At 60.1% G+C, this 541-nt stretch carries 1 protein-coding gene; it reads right to left on the reverse strand.

Going from position 1 to position 541, the window contains the following annotated elements; translation table 11 throughout:
• A partial coding sequence (locus tag A5652_RS20230) for an MCE family protein (RefSeq protein WP_156745446.1) occupies window positions 1–541 on the reverse strand: 541 nt, incomplete at both ends.

Consider the following 541-nt stretch of genomic DNA (forward strand, 5'->3'; position numbering starts at 1 on the left):
GCCAGATACGGCCCGCCCTTGTTGAACAGGTCCGCGCCCGTGTTGCCGAACCCGGCCGCCGACAACAACGCCTGATCCAAATCCTTCTGCTGGGCATTGATCGTCCGCGAGGTGATCACGGCGTTGTTCAAGAAATCCAACAGATCGGGCGCCGCGTTCGCATACGTATCACCCAGCGCGGCCAACTGCTGAATGTCCTTGCGCGCCTGCGGCATCTGCGGATTCACATCATCGAGAAGCGTGTTGGCGTTGGTGATCGACTGACCGAACTTCTCCCCCAGCCCCGACAACGACTGCGCCGCCGCGCTCAACGTCAGATTCAGCTTGACCGGATCGACCTTCTCCGCGATCGAGGTGATCGTCTGAAACAGCGTGTTGATCTCGGTGGTCACCGAGCGCGCATCGATCACCGTGTGCGGCGAAATCTTTTGTGGCGAAGGGGTTGCGGGCGTCGTCAACGACACATACTTGCCGCCGAACACCGTCGTCGCCTTGATATCGGCGTTCACATTCGACGGGATCAGCTTCAAGTACCGCGGAT

This window comes from Mycobacterium sp. 1165178.9 (assembly GCF_001673555.1).
In the GTDB taxonomy this organism is placed as follows: domain Bacteria; phylum Actinomycetota; class Actinomycetes; order Mycobacteriales; family Mycobacteriaceae; genus Mycobacterium.